At 65.5% G+C, this 13,041-nt stretch carries 11 protein-coding genes; 5 read left to right on the forward strand and 6 right to left on the reverse strand.

The genetic code is table 11. The annotated features are described in order from the left end of the window. Positions 1-123 precede the first annotated feature (123 nt). The 4 genes from der to A7Q26_RS13155 all read left to right on the forward strand — a co-directional run bounded on the left by der (position 124) and on the right by A7Q26_RS13155 (position 3,287). The gene (gene der / locus A7Q26_RS13140) at positions 124-1,491 is read left to right on the forward strand and encodes a ribosome biogenesis GTPase Der (protein ID WP_066860209.1); all 1,368 of its coding nucleotides are present in this window, start codon (positions 124-126) and stop codon (positions 1,489-1,491) included. Continuing rightward, positions 1,478-1,699, forward strand: a complete 222-nt coding sequence (locus A7Q26_RS13145) for a sulfurtransferase TusA family protein (RefSeq protein ID WP_066860212.1) — start codon at positions 1,478-1,480, stop codon at positions 1,697-1,699. Before der ends, A7Q26_RS13145 begins: the two co-directional genes overlap by 14 nt. Positions 1,700-1,788: 89 nt before the next feature. Further along, positions 1,789-2,229, forward strand: a complete 441-nt coding sequence (locus A7Q26_RS13150; RefSeq protein WP_066860569.1) for an Hpt domain-containing protein — start codon at positions 1,789-1,791, stop codon at positions 2,227-2,229. A gap of 44 nt (positions 2,230-2,273) precedes the next feature. After that, on the forward strand, positions 2,274-3,287 hold the full coding sequence (locus A7Q26_RS13155; RefSeq protein WP_066860572.1) for an LLM class flavin-dependent oxidoreductase: 1,014 nt from the start codon (positions 2,274-2,276) through the stop codon (positions 3,285-3,287). Here A7Q26_RS13155 and A7Q26_RS13160 read toward each other — a convergent pair. Beyond that, entirely contained in the window at positions 3,274-4,356 is a 1,083-nt protein-coding gene (locus tag A7Q26_RS13160; protein WP_066860214.1) for an acyltransferase family protein, read from the reverse strand. The genes A7Q26_RS13155 and A7Q26_RS13160 overlap by 14 nt on opposite strands. A gap of 207 nt (positions 4,357-4,563) precedes the next feature. On the opposite strand from A7Q26_RS13160, the gene A7Q26_RS13165 reads away from it, so the two are divergent. Then, positions 4,564-6,219, forward strand: a complete 1,656-nt coding sequence (locus A7Q26_RS13165) for an ATP-binding protein (RefSeq protein WP_066860216.1) — start codon at positions 4,564-4,566, stop codon at positions 6,217-6,219. Positions 6,220-6,226: 7 nt separating this feature from the next. On the opposite strand, the gene A7Q26_RS13170 is transcribed toward A7Q26_RS13165, so the two are convergent. The 5 genes from A7Q26_RS13170 to A7Q26_RS13190 form a co-directional block, all read right to left on the reverse strand. Then, on the reverse strand, positions 6,227-7,678 hold the full coding sequence (locus A7Q26_RS13170; protein WP_066860219.1) for an MATE family efflux transporter: 1,452 nt from the start codon (positions 7,676-7,678) through the stop codon (positions 6,227-6,229). A 93-nt stretch (positions 7,679-7,771) separates the two neighbouring features. After that, on the reverse strand, positions 7,772-10,471 hold the full coding sequence (locus A7Q26_RS13175; RefSeq protein ID WP_066860222.1) for a valine--tRNA ligase: 2,700 nt from the start codon (positions 10,469-10,471) through the stop codon (positions 7,772-7,774). Between the two features lie 45 nt (positions 10,472-10,516). Next, on the reverse strand, positions 10,517-11,203 hold the full coding sequence (locus A7Q26_RS13180; RefSeq protein WP_066860225.1) for an NnrU family protein: 687 nt from the start codon (positions 11,201-11,203) through the stop codon (positions 10,517-10,519). Positions 11,204-11,272: 69 nt separating this feature from the next. Further along, positions 11,273-12,409, reverse strand: coding sequence for an adenosine deaminase (add, locus tag A7Q26_RS13185; protein ID WP_232313792.1), 1,137 nt, complete (start codon positions 12,407-12,409; stop codon positions 11,273-11,275). A 109-nt stretch (positions 12,410-12,518) separates the two neighbouring features. Then, on the reverse strand, positions 12,519-12,983 hold the full coding sequence (locus A7Q26_RS13190; protein ID WP_066860231.1) for a DUF2497 domain-containing protein: 465 nt from the start codon (positions 12,981-12,983) through the stop codon (positions 12,519-12,521). Between the last annotated feature and the right edge of the window lie 58 nt (positions 12,984-13,041).

Raw genomic sequence — 13,041 nt, forward strand, 5'->3', positions numbered from 1 at the left:
GACAAACATGCTAAGCGTGCTCCTGCGAAGGCGGGGGGCCGGTTCCGGCAAACGGACCGGGCTCCCGCCTTCGCAGGAGCACTGCTTTTATCGCAGACTATGATTTTGGAAGGAATGCGGGCCATGCTGCCCACGGTAGCGATCGTCGGACGTCCCAATGTGGGCAAGTCCACCCTGTTCAACCGGCTGGTCGGCAAGAAGCTGGCGCTGGTCGACGACCAGCCCGGCGTGACCCGCGACCGGCGCGAGGGCGAGGCGCACCTGCTGGGCCTCGACTTCACCATCATCGACACCGCCGGCTATGAGGATGAAGACCCCCAGTCCCTGCCCGGCCGGATGCGGATGCAGACCCAGGCGGCGGTCGAGAATTGCGACGTCGCCCTGTTCCTGATCGATTCGCGCGCGGGCATCACCCCGCTGGACGAGGAAATCGCCCGCTGGCTGCGCGAAGGCGACGCCCCCGTCGTGCTCGTCGCCAACAAGGCGGAGGGCAAGGCGGCCGAACCTGGCGTCATGGAGGCCTTCAGCCTGGGACTGGGCGAACCCATCCCCTTTTCCGCCGAACATGGCCAGGGCATGGCCGATCTGTTCCAGGCGCTGCTCCCGCATCTGGAGCGGGAAGATGGCGAGGAATATGAGAAGGAATTTTACGAGGATGACGAGAGCGCGCCGCTCAAGCTCGCCATCGTCGGCCGGCCCAATGCCGGCAAGTCCACGCTCATCAACAGGCTGCTAGGCGAAAACCGGCTGCTGACCGGCCCGGAAGCGGGCATCACCCGCGACAGCATCGCCGTCGACTGGAGCTGGACCAGCCGGGAGGGCGTCGAGCGCCCCGTCCGCCTGATCGACACGGCCGGGATGCGCAAGCGCGCCAAGGTGCAGGACAAGCTGGAAAAGCTGGCGGTTTCGGACGGCCTGAACGCGGTGAACTTTGCCGAAGTCGTGGTGCTGCTGCTCGATTCGACCCGCGGCCTCGAAGCCCAGGATCTCCGCATCGCCGACAAGGTGCTGGAGGAAGGCCGCGCCCTCGTCATCGCGCTCAACAAATGGGACACGGTGGAAAATGGCTCGGCCCTCTATCAGGGCATCAAGCAGGCGCTGTCCGATGGCCTCGCGCAGGTGCGCGGCGTGCCGATCATGACCGTGTCCGCGGCGACCGGCAAGGGGCTGGACGACCTGATCCATGTCGCCTTCGAAACCCGCACCGCCTGGTCCCAGCGCATCTCGACCGGCGTGCTGAACCGCTGGTTCGAACGCGCGCTGGAGGCCAATCCGCCCCCCGCACCGGGCGGCAAGCGGATCAAGCTGCGCTACATCACCCAGAACAAGACGCGCCCGCCGACGTTCGTGCTGTTCGGCACCCGGCTCGACGAACTCCCCGAAAGCTATCGCCGCTATCTGGTGAACGGCATCCGCAAGGAACTCGGTTTCGGCGCGGTGCCGGTGCGGCTGACGCTGCGCAGCGCCAAGAATCCCTATGGCACCAAGTGACGGCGACGCGCTGACCGTGAACGCCAGGGGCATGAAATGTCCCTGGCCCGCGCTGCGCGCCGCCCGCGCGATGCGGAACCGGAACGCCATCATCATCGAAGCGGACGATCCGATCGCCCCGGCCGAACTGGCCGCGCTGGCGCAGCAGCAGCAATGGACTTTCGCGGCGCTGGGCGATCATCGTTTTTCGCTGCGCCGGCCGATCTGACGCCTGCAATCCATTGCCTTCGGGCGCGCCCTTAACCCGCTGTTTACGCGCGAAGCCTATTCTGGTTTGGCATGAAAGGGAGTGGCGTCGTGCCTCATCAACAGACCGAACTGGTGAACTGGGCCGAATTTGCCAAGACGCGCGGCGAACTTGGCACGGCCTTCCTGCGCATCCTGGGCTATTTCCGCGAGGACGGCGTGAAGTCGATCAACGCCATCGAGGAATCCTTTCGCGCCCTCAATGCCGCCGCGCTTGTCACGCCAGCCCACACGCTGAAGGGTGAATCCGCGCAGTTCGGCGCCTATCGCCTCAGCGCCATGGCCGAAGAGATCGAAATGACCGCCCGGCGCTGCGTCGAAACTCGCGAGGGACCGGACGAACTGATCGAGACAGTCGTCGCCTTGCGCCCCTGCTTCACCGAGACGATGGCGCTGCTTGATCGCGACGCCAATCCGCTGGTCGCCCGGCGTCCCGCCAGTTTCGGCCGCCGCGTCGAGGCGCCCGTACAGGGTTTCGGCCGCGCCGGCTGAATTTAGTATTGAAATGAAACCAATCATGCCCCCATATGACGGGCATGACGCGCTTCTCCCTGCTCGACCTGGTTCCCGTCCGCGAAGGCGATGATGTCGCCACCGCGCTCGCCAACGCGGCCGATCTCGCCGCCCATGCCGAAATGCTGGGCTATCACCGCTTCTGGGTCGCCGAACATCATGGCATGGCGGGCATCGCATCTGCGGCCACCTCGGTCGTCCTGGCCCATATCGGCCATGCCACGTCCAGCATACGCATCGGCGCGGGCGGCATCATGCTGCCCAATCACGCGCCGCTGCTGATTGCCGAACAGTTCGGCACGCTGGAGGCGCTCTTTCCCGGCCGCGTGGACCTGGGCCTGGGCCGCGCGCCGGGGTCCGATCAGCGGGTCGCGCAGGCGATCCGGCGCAATCTGGCCGGCGGCCCCGACCAGTTCCCGCGCGACGTGATGGAATTGCAGGCCTATTTCGCCGGGGACGATCGGCTCGGCATCCAGTCGACGCCGGGCGCGGGCGCCGATGTGCCGATCTGGATATTGGGGTCCAGCCTCTATGGCGCCCAGCTAGCCGCCGCGCTCGGCCTGCCCTATGCCTTCGCCTCGCACTTCGCCCCGGCCGCGCTGGACGAGGCGATCGCTCTCTACCGGCGCGATTTCCGCCCCTCCGCACAGTGCAAATATCCCTATGTGATGGCGGGCTATAATGTCTTTGCCGCCGATGATCCGGCGCAAGCGCAGCTGCTCGCCAGTTCGATGCAACAGGCGTTCGTGCGCCTGCGCACCGGCCAGCCCGGCAAGCTCCAGCCGCCGGTCGCGGGCTATTATGACAGCCTGCCGATGCAGGCGCAGGCGATGCTGGCCGACGTGCTGAGCGTCTCCAGCATCGGCACCCAGGCCGATGTCGAACGGGACATCGCCGCCTTCCTGCGCCGCACCCAGGCCGACGAACTGATCCTTACCGGGCAGATATTCGATCCCGCCGCCCGCAAGCGCAGCTTCGCCATCGCCATGGCGGCAGCGCAGGCCGTGGCCGGGCGCGAACCCGTCAGCGCCGCCTGAGCCGCCCTCCGCTCAGGATGAAGGCGGCGCCCGGCGCGATCCGGCGCAGTACCGATCCGATCAGGATCACCGCCGCCAGCACGATCAGCGGCTGGGCGATCAGGTAGAGCGGGTAAAATGGCGATCCCATCGGACCGAACAGCGCGCCCAGCACCGGCCCGCCGAGCCAGATCAGGATGAGGTGCGAACAAAAGAGAAAGAAGGCGTAGCGTTCGATCCGGAGCAACAATCCTCGCGCCGCCGTTCCCGCCAGTGACCAGGCCAACCGCCAGAAGGCGACCGCTGCCGCGATCCGCACCACCAGGTCGAGGCTGCGCTGGGCCAGCGGCCATTCGCCATCACCCAGGCTGACGGCCCGATAGAGTTGCATCCCCATCAGCAGCGCGAAGGGCAGGACGGCCAGCATCACGGGCAGCCGCGCCGCCCTCTCCTCGATCGCGTGGCGACGGACCAGAATGCCCAGCGTGAAGAAGAGGAGGATCGACGCGCGCATCAGCACCGGCGGACCCAGCCCCGCAATATGCGCCGCCGCCGCCGCGATGGCGACCAGCCAGAGCATTCGGTCGGGAACGCGCACCAGGATCGGCGCGGCGACCATGCACAGGAACAGGTCGCGCAGGAAGGGCATCTGCACATTGATGTCGGGATTGCGCGTCAGAATGATGATCTCGTCCACCAGCCACCAGACCGACTGGGGCTGCGGCGCCGACAGGCCCAGCAGCCGCGCCGCGCCCGACACGAACAGTATCCCCAGCATGTTCCACAGGATCATCGGCAGCAATATCGTCCGCGCCTTGCGCAGCACATGGTGCGGCCAGTCACGCGTTCGCCCCGACCCCGCCACCAGCCAGCCGGAGATCAGGCCGAGCAGCGGCACTGCGCTGCGACCGAATATCTCCATCAGCGTCCAGCGCAGCACATCCTGTCCGCTGCCCCGCAAAGCCGCCAGGGTCTCGCCGTTGAGGCCCGTCCAGGCATGGACATAGACCACCCCCAGGATGCAGATGACACGGGCTATGGCGATCGCGTCGGAGCGGCGCGCTCCATGGACCGGTATCGTTTCGGGCAAGCAGACATCCTGACTGTGGCGACGGATCAATGTCCGGCCTTGATCTATGTTCCCCCGTCCGGGACCATCCGTGCCGGACCTGCCACCAATGGCGTGACAGGCACCGGCAGGTCCGCGCCGGGCGGATAAGCCTAAATTTACCTCTGCCCTGTATTCGATGTCTGTTCACCGGACATGCGTTCCGGTTTCAGGGACGATCATAGGCTTATGACCCAGATGCCGGCCGCACATGAATTCTCCGTCGCCACCGCCGCAGCAGAGGCCGACGTGGCCCAATCCATGGGCATGGTGTTCCAGATCGCCGGTTCCAGCTCCAAGGTGCTGATCGACGCCCAGCGCCTTGCCGTTCTGGGACAGGATGCCGATCCCTGCATCGCCATGGCGGGCCAGGTCGGCAGCCAGGTCAAGATGCGGGTCGGCAAGAGCTGGCTGATCGCCAGCGTCCGCGGCCTGTCCCTCGACCAGGCGAGCAAGAGCATCGTCGCGGACATCGATTTCCTGGGCGAAGGCGACGAGGAAAAGCTGACCGGGCGCATCTATCGCTTCCGGCGCGGCGTGACCCGCTACCCGACGCCCGGCACCGACATTTTTCCCGTGTCCAGCCGCGACATGCAGCAAATCTATGCCGCCGACGATCGGCCCCATGTCCAGATCGGGACCGTCTATCCCACCAGCGACACGCGCGCGGCCCTCTATGTCGATTCGATGCTGGGCAAGCATTTCGCGCTGCTCGGCTCCACCGGCACCGGCAAGTCGACCAGCGCCGCGCTGATCCTCCACCGTATCTGCGACCTGTCGCCGCAGGGCCATATCGTCATGGTCGATCCCCATGGCGAATATGGCGCCGCCTTCGCCGGCAATGGCGCGGTCTATGACGTCAACAATCTCGCCCTCCCCTATTGGCTGATGAATTTCGAGGAACATTGCGAGGTGTTCGTGACCTCGCAGGGTGCGGATCGCACCGTGGACAGCGACATCCTCGCCAAATGCCTGCTCGCGGCGCGATCGAAGAACCGGCTTGCCGAAAGCATCGGCCGGCTGACGGTCGATTCCCCGATCCCCTATCTTCTGTCCGACCTGACCACCATCCTTCAGAACGAGATGGGCAAGCTCGACAAGGGCACCAATTCGCTGCCCTATATGCGGCTCAAGACCAAGATCGACGAGATCAAGGCCGATCCCCGCTACAGCTTCATGTTCTCCGGCATGTTGGTCGCCGACACGATGCAGGCCTTCCTCGCCAAGATTTTCCGCCTGCCCGCCAACGGCAAGCCGATCTCGATCATCGACGTGTCGGCCATGCCGTCCGACATCACCTCCGTGGTGGTATCCGTCCTGTCACGGCTGGTGTTCGACTATGCCATCTGGGCGCGCGACGAGCCGCAGCGGCCCATCCTGCTGGTCTGCGAAGAGGCGCATCGCTACATCCCCAACACCACCTCCGGCTCGGGCCAGGCGGTGCGCAAGATTTTGGAGCGAATCGCCAAGGAAGGCCGCAAATATGGCGTGTCGCTGGGCCTCATCACCCAGCGTCCGTCGGACCTTGCCGAAGGCGTGCTGTCGCAATGCGGCACGATCATCTCGATGCGCCTCAACAACGACCGCGACCAGGCGTTCGTGAAGGCCGCCATGCCCGAAGGCGCGCGCGGCTTCCTCGATTCGATCCCCGCCCTGCGCAATCGCGAGGCGATCATCTGCGGCGAAGGCGTCGCCGTGCCGATCCGCGTCGCGCTCGACAATCTGGAGGAGCATCGCCGCCCCGCGTCGAGCGACCCGAGCTTCACCGAACTGTGGCGTCAGGCGGGCGGCGAACCGGATATTCTCGATCGCACCATCACCCGCTGGCGCAGCCAGGGGCGGTAGGACCGCATCAGCCGATGGGCGCGATCCGCCCGGCCGGCTCGGCCTCGCTGTTCACCGCCTCGCGGCATTCCTCCTCATGCACCGGGGCCAGCAGCTTGGCCTTGCGCCATCCGCCCTGCGCATAGACGAGGAAGGCGAGCAGCAGCGACATGAACGACCCGGCCGGGAAGCTGAACCACAGCGCATCGACGCCGATCCCCGGATAGGCCAGCCAGTAAAAGCCCAGCCGCACCGCGAACAGGGTGAAGATCAGGATCAGCAGCGGCGCCACCACGACGCCATTGGCGCGCATCACCCCGAACAGGATCATGGTGCAGCCGAAGGCGATGAAGCTCCAGCTCACCCGCAGCTGCATATGCCAGGCCTCGGCGATCGCCGCGCCATTATCGCCCAGGAACAGCGCCAGCAGGGGTTCGTGGAAGGCCAGCATCACCGCGACCATCGTGCCGGTGATGAGCAGCTGATAGCCGATGCCATAGCCGGCGATGCGGCTGATCCGGTCCCAGCGGCCGGCGCCGACATTCTGCGCCGCCATGGCACTGACCGCCGCGCCCATCGCCATGGCGGGCATCTGGAGATAGGTCCACAGCTGCTGCGACGCGCCATAGGCCGCCGTCACCAGCAGCCCTTCGCGGTTGACGAGGCCGATCATGACGAGCCCCGACGCCGACATCACGATCATCTGCAACCCCATCGGCAATCCCTTGCCCAGCAGCACGCGCATCTGGTCGGCGGCGGGGCGCAGATAGCGCAGTTCCGGCCCCCGCAGCCGCAGCGGCAGATCCTTGGCATAGGTATAGGCGATGATCCCGATCAGGCTGACGAAGCCGGCCGCCGCCGTCGCCGCCGCCGACCCGGCGATGCCCATGGCCGGGACCGGCCCCAGCCCCAGGATCAGCACCGGATTGAGCACCAGGTCCACGGCAACGCTGACGATCATGAAGATCAGCGGCGTCCGCGCGTCGCCGACGCCGCGCAGGCCCATCATCATCATGACGCTCAGCAGGCTGGCGGGCATGGCCACGAAGATGACGCGCAGATAGACCAGCGCCATGTCGAAGGCTTGCGGAGGCGTGGCAAGCAGGCGCAGCAGCGCGGGCGCGCCGATCCACCCGGCGGTCGCGACCACCAGCGCCAGCCCCATGCAGAATCCCACCGCCGATCCGAAGGCGCGCCGCGCCGCGTCGACATCGCGCCGGCCCATCGACTGGCCGATCATCACCGTCGACGCCATGCCGAAGCCAAAGACGATCGAGAACATCAGGAACATGATGATATTGGCGTTCGCTGTCGCCGCGAGCGCCTGCGCGCCCAGGAAACGGCCCACCCAGATGGCGTTGATCGACCCGTTCAGCGACTGGAGGATATTGGACGCCAACGTGGGAATGGCGAACAGCATCAGCGTGGACGCGATCGGCCCCTGCGTCAGGTCTTTCGCGCCCGTCTTGCCTGCTGCCATAGACCATCCCCCCAACCCGATGTTGCCCCGGCCATTCCTGTCCCCGTTCGGCCCCTCGACAGGCTCGGGGCGAACGGAGTGGGGTTTAACTGCTTAACCCAGCCGGTCCAGCGCCGCCTTCAGCCTTTCCGCCTCGGCGGTTTTTTCACCATGGTCCTCGCGTGCCTTGGAGACGGCTTCCGGCTTGGCCTTCTCGACGAAGCTGGGGTTGGACAGGCGCCCGCCCAGCGAATCCCGCTCCTTCTCCGCCGCGGCCAGCGCCTTGGCCAGCCGGGTCTTTTCCGCCGCGATGTCGATCACGCCTTCCAGCGGCAGGATGAAGGTCGCTTCATCCACCACGATCTGCGCCGCGCCGCCCGCCGGCGGCTCACCGAAGGTCAGGCTTTCGACCCGGCCAAGCCGCGCCAGCGCCACGCCCTGACGATCGAGGCGGCGCTGCGTCGCTTCCGCCGCATCGCGCACGACCATGGGCAGCTTGGCGCCCGGCGGGACATTGAGTTCGGTCCGCGCGGTGCGGATCGCGCTCACCAGCCGGATCAGCCAGTCGATCTCCGCTTGCGCATCGGTATCGACGGCCGCGAGCGCCTGCGGCCAGCGCGCCACGATCAGCTCGTTCGCGCGCTCGCCGGTCAGATGCCATAACTCTTCGGTTATGAAAGGCATGAAGGGGTGGAGCATCACCAAAATCTGGTCGAACGCCCAGCCCGCGACGGCGCGCGTCTCGTCATCCATCGCGCCCTTGGTCAGTTCGATATACCAGTCGCAAAACTGGTCCCAGACGAAATGATAGATGGCGTTGGCGGCCGCGTCGAAACGCAGTTCGATCATCGCCGTGTCGATCGCCTGCACGGTCGCGACCGTTTCGGCGATGATCCAGCGGTTGACCGGCAGAGCGGCGTGCGGCGCTTCATGCGTGGTCGATGCGGTAACGCCGTTCGACTGAAGGAAGCGCGCGGCGTTCCACAGCTTCGTCGCGAAGTTGCGATAACCCTCGACCCGCTTCTCATCCATCTTCACGTCGCGGCCTTGGCTTTCCATCGCCGCCATGAAGAAGCGCAGCGCATCCGCGCCGAACTTGTCGATCAGGCCCAGCGGATCGACGACATTGCCCTTGGACTTGGACATTTTCTGTCCGTCCGCCGCGCGGACGAGGCCGTGGAGATAGAGCTTGCGCCACGGCACATCACCCATGAACTCCATCCCCTGCATCGCCATGCGCGCATCCCAGAAGAAGAGGATGTCGAAGCCGGAGATCAGCAGATCATTGGGGTAATGGCGCGACAGCTTCTCGCTCTGCTCCGGCCAGCCCAGCGTGCCGAAGGGCCAGAGGGCGGAGGAGAACCAGGTGTCGAGAACGTCGGGATCGCGGGTCAGCACCTTGTTGCCGGCCAACGCCTGCGCTTCGGCCTCGGTTTCGGCGACATAACTGTTGCCGTCCGCGTCGAACCACGCCGGGATCTGATGCCCCCACCACAGCTGGCGCGAGACGCACCAGGGCTGGATATTCTCCATCCAGTTGAAGAAGGTCTTTTCCCACGTCTTGGGGACGATCTCGATCGCGCCGTCGCGCACGGCCTGCATCGGCGCGACGGCCAGCTTTTCCGCGTCGACATACCATTGATCGGTCAGCCACGGCTCGATCACCACGTTGGAGCGGTCGCCAAACGGCGTCTGGATCGTGCGCGGCTCGAAATCGGCCGAGACCTCCTCGCCTTCCTTGTTCTTCGTGACATGGGGGACGAGGAAGCCGAGTTCCTTCATCTCCGCCACCACGGCTTCACGCGCGCCGTCCACGCCATCCTTCTTGAAGCGGTGCAGCCCCAGGAAGCGATCGGGGATCAGGCCGTCGGCGGTCTGGACGACATTGGCGTCGGCGTCGAACATGTTGAGCATTTCGCCGGCCTTCAGCCCGGCGCGCTTGCCCACCTCGAAATCGTTGAAATCATGCCCCGGCGTGATCTTGACCGCGCCCGATCCCAGTTCCGGGTCGGCATAATCGTCGCCCACGATCCGCAGCCGCCGTCCGGTGATCGGCTGGAGGATGTCCTTGCCGATCACGCTCTGATAGCGCGGGTCTTCGGGATGGACAGCGACCGCCATGTCGGCAAGCATGGTTTCAGGGCGCGTGGTCGCGACCACGATATGGTCGCTGCCGTCAGCCAGCGTCACGCCGTCGGCCAGCGGATAGCGGAAGCGCCAGAAGCCGCCCTTGGTCTCGACCGTCTCGACCTCCAGATCGGAAATGGCCGACCGGAAATGCGGGTCCCAGTTCACCAGCCGCTTGTCGCGATAGAGCAGGCCGCGCTTGTGCAGTTCCACAAAGGTCTTGACGACCGCCCTGGAAAAACCCTCGTCCATGGTGAAACGCTCGTTGGCCCAGTCCATCGAGCAGCCCAGCCGCCGCAGCTGGCGCGTAATCGCGCCGCCGCTCTCGGCCTTCCATTCCCACACCTTGGCAACGAATTCGTCGCGGGTGAAATCGGTGCGCTTCTGCTGCTGCGCGTTGAGCTGGCGCTCGACCACCATCTGCGTCGCGATGCCGGCATGGTCGGTGCCGACCACCCAGAGCGCATCCTTGCCGCGCAGCCGCTCGTAACGGATCACGATGTCCTGCAATGTATTGTCCAGCGCATGGCCGATATGCAGGCTGCCCGTGACGTTGGGCGGCGGGTTCACGATGGTGAAGGGCGTCGCGTCCGGGCGTTCGGGGCGGAACAGGCCTTTTTCCTCCCAATGGGCGTACCAGCGGGATTCGATTGTCGCGGGGTCGAAGGTCTTGGGCAGCTCGGTCATGGAAGCGCCCTTAAAGGCCCTTCCCGCTCCATTCCAGCGAAACTATCATCCGATCCAGCGCCAGATGCCCGCGTCCCAGCCGGCAAGCGGGATATGCGCCCATGTCGCGGCCAGCCAGACGACCAGCCCGCCCGCCAGCGCGTGCATCCCGAACCGCCCGAACCGCGCCCGGCCAGCCGCGATGGCGGCAAAGGGCCAATAGCTGGTCCGCGCCTCCCACTGCGTCCAGACGTCGGCTTTCAGCGCTTCCTTCTTGCGATCCTGCAAGGCCGCGCCAACCAGCGCCAGGATAAGGATGGCCAGCGCGAGGATGATATTCTTGGCGACCGGATAGACCAATATGTGGCTGATGCTCCACAGCGCGAAGGACCACATCATCGGATGGCGGGTGATGGCGAACACGCCCTTCGCCTCGGCCGGCACGCGCAGCCCGCCTTCGGGATCGGGCATCGCGGGATTGCCGACGAACGATCCCATCAGCAGGATCGCCGCCAGCAGCATGGTCACGCTGGCGACCGCCCATAGCCCGTCGCCCACCTGCCAGAGCATTTCCGTTACGGATTCGGAACGATATGCGACGGCCAGCCAGCCCAGCGTGGCGAAGGCGACCAGCGAATAAAGGCCGAGAAACCCCTTCTCCCCCAGGCGCGCGACCAATGGGCCGCGCAGCGGATGGGACAGCAGGAAATGCGTCCCCACAAAGGCCACCGCCGCGATCAACACCATCGTCATGCCGCCCTCCCGCGTCAGGATGGCGCCATGTCTAGCATATCGCGTTTAACTGTCCATTTCGCTGTCGCCTTATCCGGTCACGCCCTCCGCCCTGGCGAAGGCGTCGAGCCGGGCGAGGCAGGCCGCGCGCGGCGCCTCTCCCATCCATCCCGCTTTGAACGCGTTGCGGGACAGCCCCACCAGTTCCGCCTTGGTCAGCGCGCTTCGCGCCTGCGCCTGCACCAGCACCTCGTTCAGATATTCGCTGCCCATATAGGCCGGATCGTCCGAATTGATGGTGACGTTGAGGCCCGCGTCCAGCATCCCGCGCACCACGTCGATCGGCGGCGCTTCCCCGCGCACCGTGCCGGAAAAGCTCGGACAGACCGTAAAACTGAGGTTCCGCGCCCTGGCCATCGCGATCAGTTCCGGCGATTCCAATATGTTGCCGCCATGGTCGATCCGATCCACCCGGATGTCGACGATGGCTTGGCGGATATGCTCCAATATGTCCTTCTGGTTGAGGTCGCAATGCGCCGTAACCTTCAGCCCCGCCGCCCTGGCCTTGGCGAAATGGGCCGCGAACTTGATCGGCGGGTGATCCTTCTCATCCGAATCCAGCCCCACCGCGACCAGATGCTGGCGAAAGGGCAAGGCCGCATTGAGCGTCTCCATCGCCGATTCCGCCGACAGATCGCGCACGAAGCAGAGAATGAGCTGCGATCCGATCCCCAGCTGCGCGGCCGCGGACTCCCGCGCGCTGGTGATGCCGCCGATCACCGCGGCCATCGGCACGCCCCGTTTCAGATGCTCCTGCGGGTCGAAGAACATCTCGGCGTACAGGATATTCTGCGACGCCGCCCTCGCCAGATAGGCATAGGCCAGGTCATGGAAATCCTGTTCGGTGCGCAGCACCTTCATGCCGTCATAATAAATGGCGAGGAAGCTGGGCAGGTCATGATAGACATAGCTGGCCTTCATCGCCGCAACATCGGCGAAAGGCAGGTCCAGCCCGTTGCGCTTCGCCAGCGCGAACTTCATCTCTGCTTCCAGCGTGCCTTCCAGATGGACATGATATTCCGCCTTGGGCAGCGCCGCGATGAAGCGGACCATGTCAGCGGCATCATCAGCCGGCACGGCGGGCGTGCTCCACGCAGGAAGGGAAGGCGCCAATGCGGCGCAGGATGCACCCAGCACGCCACGAACCAGACCGCGTCTGCTCAACATCGTCGCTACCCCCCGTAAACCCGTCTTTCTATCCGGGGATCGGGCGGCGCCTGTCCATCATGATATAGTCCACGCCCCGTAGCAAAAAAGGGAGCGGGAGGGATGCGGCTCAGCGGCTGGTGATGCGCGCGATTTCCTTCGCCACCATCTCTTCGACCAGCACCGGCAGACGGGCGTCGAGCCAGTCCTTGAGCATGGGCTTGAGCATAGAGCGGACCAGCCCTTCGAGCGTATTGTCCTCGCCGTCCTTGGGCGCGACCAGCATCGATGACAGGGCGGACAGCGAATGACGCGCCGCGACTTCGCTTTCCACCGACAGGATCGACTCGTCGCCGGCGGCAACGGGGGATGCCTTGGCGGCGGCTTTGGGAGCGGGCATGACTTCCTCCTCCGCGACCTCTTCGGTCAGTTCCAGCACTTCTTCGACGGCCGATTCGATCGGGACGGGCTTCGCCGCCTCGGCGCGGGCACGGCGGGGCGCGGCCTGGACCGCTTCCTCCCCTTCCTCGGCGATGATCCGCTTGATGGACGAGAGTATCTCTTCCATCGAGGGTTCCTTGGTCATGTCACCCATGGATAGTCCCCGTCCAAAATCCATTGCGCACCCTTATGCTTTAAGATTACCCGACCGG

The sequence above is a fragment of the Sphingobium sp. TCM1 genome (assembly GCF_001650725.1).
GTDB lineage: Bacteria > Pseudomonadota > Alphaproteobacteria > Sphingomonadales > Sphingomonadaceae > Sphingobium.

Excerpts from the sequence above, each read along its gene's own strand:
- der (WP_066860209.1), top strand. The coding sequence starts at position 124 with ATGCTGCCCACGGTAGCGATCGTCGGACGTCCCAATGTGGGCAAGTCC.
- A7Q26_RS13145 (WP_066860212.1), top strand. The coding sequence starts at position 1,478 with ATGGCACCAAGTGACGGCGACGCGCTGACCGTGAACGCCAGGGGCATG.
- A7Q26_RS13155 (WP_066860572.1), top strand. The coding sequence starts at position 2,274 with ATGACGCGCTTCTCCCTGCTCGACCTGGTTCCCGTCCGCGAAGGCGAT.
- A7Q26_RS13165 (WP_066860216.1), top strand. The coding sequence starts at position 4,564 with ATGACCCAGATGCCGGCCGCACATGAATTCTCCGTCGCCACCGCCGCA.
- A7Q26_RS13170 (WP_066860219.1), bottom strand. The coding sequence starts at position 7,678 with ATGGCAGCAGGCAAGACGGGCGCGAAAGACCTGACGCAGGGGCCGATC.
- A7Q26_RS13175 (WP_066860222.1), bottom strand. The coding sequence starts at position 10,471 with ATGACCGAGCTGCCCAAGACCTTCGACCCCGCGACAATCGAATCCCGC.
- A7Q26_RS13180 (WP_066860225.1), bottom strand. The coding sequence starts at position 11,203 with ATGACGATGGTGTTGATCGCGGCGGTGGCCTTTGTGGGGACGCATTTC.
- add (WP_232313792.1), bottom strand. The coding sequence starts at position 12,409 with ATGTTGAGCAGACGCGGTCTGGTTCGTGGCGTGCTGGGTGCATCCTGC.
- A7Q26_RS13190 (WP_066860231.1), bottom strand. The coding sequence starts at position 12,983 with ATGGGTGACATGACCAAGGAACCCTCGATGGAAGAGATACTCTCGTCC.